Below are 6,207 nucleotides of genomic sequence, written 5' to 3'. Positions count from 1 at the left end.
CATTAGTATTATACCATTTTCACAAAAGAAATGAATAATTTTGCAATAATTCTGCAAAATAAACAACAAACATGTATGCATACAGATAGAAACAGATATGCAATAGTTTTGATTGTGTAATGGTAGGAATAAAAAAATGCTAGGAGTTCAAAACCACTAGCATTATTACGAACAAATTAAAGTCTTAACCCTTTAATATCCTTTACGCGTGATAATATCGTATTACAGCTGCAGCTTAATACACCAGGAAGTGTATCTATCACATAATGAAGAAAATGTTCCATTTCTTCATTAGAAGATGCTACTGCATGTACATGTAGTTTATCTCTACCAGTTACTCTATAGATCTGAGTCACTATATCATTCTTATTTAATATATCTGTTACTTCTTTAAAAGAGTCTGGCTTTGTTTCTATCTCAAAATAACAGGATACAGCACCACTTATTTTTTGTGGATTAATAATCGTTGTATACTCTTCAATAATCCCTTTATTCTCTAAAGTCTGAATACGTGCTTTAACAGCTACTCTAGAAATTCCAATCTTTTCTCCTATATCAGAATAAGACATACGGGCATTGCTTACTAATAACTGTATAATCTTCTGATCTAACTTATCTAACCCATTTAAGTACATTTATATCACTCCTGTCTTATTTATCTTATCATTGTGTAAAATAAATCACAAGTTGATATAAGCAAACTATTATACTATAATAGTTGCATAACGTAAGTATGAAGTTACGAAAAGGAGGCATATAATGAATAAAGATCTTACAAAAGGACCTGTTGTGAAATCAATGCTGTTGTTTGTGATACCTATGATACTAGGAGACCTCTTACAACAATGTTACAACATTGCGGATACTTTAATAGTAGGGCAGTTCTTAGGAAAAACAGCTTTAGCTGCAGTCGGTTCTTCTTTTACTCTTATGACCTTTATTACATCTATCATATTAGGCTTATGTATGGGTAGTGGTGCACTCTTTTCTATTAGATTTGGACAAAGAGATAAAAGAGGACTAAAACAGGATCTATGTGCTTCCTTCTTCTTTATTGTCTTCACATCCATATTACTTAATATCATTGCTTATATATGTCTAGATGTACTTAAACTCTTCTTAAGAGTGCCTCATGAGGTATGGGGTGATATGAGATGTTATCTCTTATATATTTTTATGGGAATCATTGCGATATTCTTATATAACTTCTTTTCGGCTTATTTAAGATCTATAGGTAATTCAGTCATTCCACTCATCTTTCTTGCCATCTCTTCTATCTTGAATATTATTCTAGATCTCTATTTTGTACTTGTATTAAAGATGGGAGTAGGGGGTGCAGCCCTTGCCACAGTACTATCCCAATATGTATCAGGTATAGGCATCATGTTTTATACACTACTTAAATATAAAGAAGTACTTGTAATATTTAAGGTTAGTTACTTAAAAAGAGAAAGAATTAAACAGATCATCTCTTTCTCGCTTCTTACTTGTATCCAGCAATCAGTCATGAATCTAGGAATACTGATGGTACAAGGGTTAGTTAATAGCTTTGGTACAGTTGTTATGGCTGCATTTGCAGCTGCAGTAAAAATAGATGCTTTTGCCTATATGCCAGTACAGGACTTTGGAAATGCCTTTTCTACATTCATTGCTCAAAACTATGGAGCCAAAGAAAAAGAAAGAATACAAAAAGGACTCAAAGAAGCTGTTCGTATCTCTTCAATATTTTGTATAATTATTTCTATTCTAGTTTATATATTTGCGAAACCTTTAATGATGATCTTTATAGATGCAAATGAAACAAGTATCATCTTAGAAGGTGTACGCTACTTAAGAATAGAAGGTGCATTCTATATAGGTATAGGCTGTTTATTCTTGTTATATGGTTTATATCGTGCCTTAGGAAGACCAGGTATGAGTGTTGTTCTTACAGTCTTCTCACTTGGCACAAGAGTCGCTTTAGCTTATATCTTATCTTCTATACCAACACTTGGAGTAACAGGTATATGGTGGTCAGTTCCAATAGGCTGGGCACTTGCGGATATAGTGGGATTAGTATATTACAAAAAGAATAAACACAATCTATTAAGTTTTGGGGGAGTATTATAATGAAATAGGTTGGTATTAAGTGATACATCTAAAGGTTAATAGGAGCTTCTCCTGTTTTACATATTGACAGAGATTAACTCTGTTTGATTAAATTGTGGTAGGGAGGATGAATCATGATTATTAGAGAAGCCAGAACAGAAGACTTAGAAAGAATATTAGAAATATATGAAATTGCGAAAGCTTTTATGAGACAAACAGGTAACCCACATCAGTGGAACAGTCGTTATCCTGATTCAAAAACATTAGAAGAAGACATTCATAAACATCAACTCTTTGTAATGGAAGAAGACTCTATTATACATAGTGTATTTGCGTTTATTATAGCAGAAGATCCTACATATAAGGAAATAGAAGGTGCATGGCTTGATTACAGTACTTATGGTACGATTCATCGTATTGCAAGTGATGGCATTATGCATCAAGTATTTAATAAAACAGTCAACTTCTGCAGTAAAAGATGTGCACATCTAAGAGCTGATACACATGAAGATAATAAGATTATGCAGAAGGTTTTGTTAAAAAATGGTTTTCAAGAAACAGGAATTATCTATGTAGAAGATGGTACACCTAGAATAGCATATGAGAAGGTGAAATAATGATCTGTCCTAAATGTGGATGTAGAGTAGAAATAGGAATGAAGAAATGCCCTGTATGTGGTAGTACTCTAGATAATGAATATACAAGATATGAAAAGAAGATGAAAAGAAAAAGAATACAGAAAAAAGCAATAGGTTCTGTATTTCTTATATTTGATATTATTCGTACTCTTATTGGTGTAGGTATAGCTCTATTTGGCTGTGTAGGTATCATGGAAGGTGATTATCTATTTGCAGCTAGTATAATTCTATTTGGATTATCGTTAATTCCTTATTGGTATAAGAAAGCATCTAATAGATTCATTGCGATTATTCTACCTGTATTGTTTGTACTTATGGGTTTTGTAGTATTATTGTTTACAGTATAGAAAGTATATTCTTTTATCTTTTTGTCTTGTAATACATGTTGATAATGCTTACTATGGACTAAAGAGGTGATAGATATGACATATACAGAACCAACCGCAATTGGTGGTAGGACACAAGAAGAACTAGACAAAGAATTAAGAAAAGGTATTGAATCTATCAAAGAAGGTAAAACATTGACTGCAGATGAAGTAGATGAAGAACTTGCAAGAGAGTTTGGAATCTAACGTGAGAGAAACAGCGGGTTGCTGTTTCTTTTTTTTAGACTAGCATAAATTACTTTTAAATAATTTTTAATTACACCTATTTAAAGGCATTATTAAGCATGAATTTCAGACATAGAATATAGAGATGGTGTATAATAAACTTATCTTAACGCAGAAAGGACAAATAATAATGAAACTATTTCATTTATCTGATCTCCATATTGGCTTAAAGCTGATGAATAGAGACTTAACAGAAGACCAACAATATATACTTAATAGAATTGTACAATACGCAAAAGAAAAACAACCTGACGCTATTATGATTGCAGGTGATATATATGATAAAGCTGTTCCTAGTGCTGAAGCAGTGAGTCTATTTGACTCTTTTGTGACATCTTTAAAGGAAGCAGTACCCCAATCTACTATTATGATGATTTCTGGTAATCATGATAGTGCACCTAGAATAGATTGTTTTAGACAGGTACTACTTAAACAGAACCTCTATATGGTAGGTAACCCTCCTGAAAAAGAAGAGGATCATATTGAAAGAATTACTTTAAATGACAATTATGGACCTGTTCATTTCTACCTTCTTCCTTTTGTGAAACCTTCCATGGTTAAAAACATTATTGGAACTAACGATGGAAGAAACTACTCTTATAGTGAAACAATTAAGAAACTGATAGAAAGAGAAGAAATGAATACAAAGGATAGAAACGTATTGATTTCTCACCAGTTCTATCTACCAGTTAATAAGAAAGCAGAAGATATAGAACGAACTGATTCTGAAATACGTACGGCTGGCAACATCGATGAAGTCAGTGGAGAAGTATTACTCCCATTTGACTATGCTGCTTTAGGACATATCCATAAACCTATGAAGGTAGGAAGTGACGTCTATCGCTATTGTGGTACACCTTTACCTTATTCTATGAGTGAAGCTGGTCAGGACAAAGGAATTATAGAAATAGAAATGAAAGAAAAAGGTGTTGTAGAAACACAGGTACTTCCTTTAAAACCATTTCATGATCTAAGAATCATAGAAGGAGAACTTAAAGATGTATTAAATCAATCCTGTGATGATTTTGTGAGAGTTGTACTTACTGATAAACAGGATCTCAATATCTTTGAAATGCAGGAAAAACTAAAAAATGCTTTTCCTAGATTACTAGAAATAAGAAGAGAAAAAATAAGAAAGAATAACTATCAGGCAGTTGTAAAGAAGGATGTTAAAATGGATCCATTCTCTTTATGTACTGATTTCTTAAATGGTGTTGATGAAGAAGAAAAAGAACTTCTAGAAGATATCATCAACCATGTGAAAGGGGTATAGTATGAAACCTATTAAACTCGTAATGGAAGCCTTTGGTTCCTATGCATCTAAAACAGTCATTGATTTTAGAGAACCAAATCAGAATTTGTTTTTAATTACTGGAGATACAGGCGCAGGTAAAACAACTATCTTTGATGCGATTGTATTCGCATTATATGGAGAAAGCAGTTCTACTCTAAATAAGAAAACAGGCACACTCTTACAAAGCCAATTTGCTTCATTAGACGTTAAACCTTACGTAGAATTGACCTTCTCACAAGGCTATGGTGATGATGAAAAAATCTATACCATTCATCGTATTCCCCAGCATTATACATACTATAAAGCAGGCGCTAAAAAAGGTTTAAGAAAAGAAAAAGCAGAATCAGGTAGTATCGCATTAATGATGCCAGATGGGTCTGAGTATCCTCAAAAAGAAGCTAATAAGAAGATCATAGATATCATTCATCTCACTAAAGAACAGTTCATGCAGGTCGCAATGATTGCGCAAGGTGAATTCATGGATGTATTACGTAAATCATCTAATGAGAAGAAAGAAATCTTTAGAAAGCTTTTCCATACAGAAATCTATAATGATATTGTAGAAGAACTCAACAATAGAAGAAAAGAAACAGAAAAGAGTATTAGTGATATCAAAACAAGGTGTATGAGTGAAGTAGGGCATATTCATATAAGTGAAGAACATGAAAATCTTGTCTTCCTTATTGAAGCGATTCAAAGAGGGGAAATCTCTTATCTCAATGAATTAGTAGATGAGTTAGAATCCTATTGTCAGGTATTAGAAGAGACTCTTAATAAAGATAAAGATGCATTAAGTAAGACTAATGCATTAAAAGAGGAAAAGAAAACAAATCTAGATCAAGCAAAACAACTTCTTAATGATTATCAAGTTCTAAAAGAGGCAAAGCAGCAGCTCGTTAACTTAAATAATCAAAAAGAGGAGATAGAAAATAACTATAAGCTCTCTAGTAAAATTGAATATGCTTATAATATCTTGCAGGCACATAACTCTTATACAAAAGATCAAAAACAATATACAGATACGCAAAACAAGCTAGAAAATGAACTCAAAAGAGAGCCAGAACTACGCATTCAGTATGAAAACTTAAAAGAAGAAGAGAAGACTGTAGATACAAAATACGAACAATCAGTTCGTTTATATACACAAGAATATGATAAAGCGACAAAAGATTTAGAAAATAGAAAACAATTAAGCAAAATAGAAAATAGCATATCTAATATTAATAAATCTATTGATAATTCTACTAAACAGCTTACATTACTCAATAAAAACAAAGAATCTTTATTATTAAAACAGGAAAAAGGTAAAGAAGAACTAGAAACACTCAAGGATGTAGAAAAAGAACAGGTTATTCTAGAATCAAAACATAAGGAATTCAAGACTAAGCTTGATTCTTACAACAACCTTGTTAAAGACTTTCAATCTATTTCTAAAAAAGAAAAAGAACTCATCTCAACACAAAATGAATATACAAGATTAAGTACTTATTATAATCAGAAGAATAGAATCTATGAAGAAGCTAATAAGCTCTTCCTAGATGCACAGGCAGGATTACTTGCGAGAACAGTTGAAGTT

General features: G+C 32.1%; 7 protein-coding genes. 6 read left to right on the top strand and 1 reads right to left on the bottom strand.

Going from position 1 to position 6,207, the window contains the following annotated elements:
* Positions 1 to 176: 176 nt before the first annotated feature.
* Entirely contained in the window at positions 177 to 635 is a 459-nt protein-coding gene (locus tag ACT8VG_RS06310) for an Lrp/AsnC family transcriptional regulator (protein WP_195921555.1), read from the bottom strand.
* Positions 636 to 759: 124 nt separating this feature from the next.
* Here ACT8VG_RS06310 and ACT8VG_RS06305 point away from each other — a divergent pair, with 124 nt between their 5' ends.
* The 6 genes from ACT8VG_RS06305 to ACT8VG_RS06280 all read left to right on the top strand — a co-directional run.
* On the top strand, positions 760 to 2,109 hold the full coding sequence (locus tag ACT8VG_RS06305; RefSeq protein WP_444195433.1) for an MATE family efflux transporter: 1,350 nt from the start codon (positions 760 to 762) through the stop codon (positions 2,107 to 2,109).
* A 113-nt stretch (positions 2,110 to 2,222) separates the two neighbouring features.
* Positions 2,223 to 2,705 (top strand): GNAT family N-acetyltransferase, encoded by a 483-nt coding sequence (locus tag ACT8VG_RS06300; protein WP_444195432.1) that lies wholly within the window; start codon positions 2,223 to 2,225, stop codon positions 2,703 to 2,705.
* Entirely contained in the window at positions 2,705 to 3,073 is a 369-nt protein-coding gene (locus tag ACT8VG_RS06295) for a hypothetical protein (protein ID WP_117459175.1), read from the top strand. Before ACT8VG_RS06300 ends, ACT8VG_RS06295 begins: the two co-directional genes overlap by 1 nt.
* Before the next feature lie 75 nt (positions 3,074 to 3,148).
* Positions 3,149 to 3,298: a hypothetical protein gene (locus ACT8VG_RS06290; protein WP_444195431.1), complete on the top strand. Its 150-nt coding sequence runs from the start codon at positions 3,149 to 3,151 to the stop codon at positions 3,296 to 3,298.
* A gap of 169 nt (positions 3,299 to 3,467) precedes the next feature.
* Complete coding sequence (locus ACT8VG_RS06285; RefSeq protein WP_444195430.1) at positions 3,468 to 4,610, top strand: exonuclease SbcCD subunit D; 1,143 nt, start codon at positions 3,468 to 3,470, stop codon at positions 4,608 to 4,610.
* Between the two features lies 1 nt (position 4,611).
* Positions 4,612 to 6,207 (top strand): AAA family ATPase (locus ACT8VG_RS06280; protein WP_444195429.1); only part of this gene is annotated, 1,596 nt, incomplete at its 3' end.

Origin of the sequence: Catenibacterium sp., assembly GCF_052354645.1 — a bacterium.
Classification (GTDB): Bacteria; Bacillota_I; Bacilli_A; order Erysipelotrichales; family Coprobacillaceae; genus Catenibacterium; species Catenibacterium mitsuoka_A.
The sequence above is the reverse complement of the archived record's forward strand: the minus strand, read 5'-3'. Positions and strand labels throughout refer to the sequence as shown.